General features: G+C 42.9%; 1 rRNA gene. It reads right to left on the bottom strand.

From position 1 onward, the window contains the following. Positions 1 to 5: 5 nt before the first annotated feature. A 5S ribosomal RNA gene (rrf, locus tag H4J66_RS01175) occupies positions 6 to 120 on the bottom strand. Positions 121 to 317 lie beyond the last annotated feature (197 nt).

Raw genomic sequence — 317 nt, 5'->3', positions numbered from 1 at the left:
TAGAAGCCTAGCAATGTCCTACTCTCACATGGGAACTCCCACACTACCATCGGCGCTACTGCGTTTCACTTCTGAGTTCGGAATGGGATCAGGTGGTGCCACAGTGCTATTGTCGCTAGACAAAACTTGTAATATCAAAGATATAATTTAATTTATACTGTTTAAAATACAAAGTAAATTAGAACCTTGGAACAAAAAACCCGTAGCATCAGCTACGGGTTTTTCTAAATAGAAGCCTAGCAATGTCCTACTCTCACATGGGAACTCCCACACTACCATCGGCGCTACTGCGTTTCACTTCTGAGTTCGGAATGGGA

This window comes from Colwellia sp. MB3u-55 (assembly GCF_014076785.1).
GTDB lineage: Bacteria > Pseudomonadota > Gammaproteobacteria > Enterobacterales > Alteromonadaceae > Colwellia_A.
Note: the sequence above shows the minus strand (reverse complement) of the source record. Positions and strands in the feature narration are given on the sequence as shown.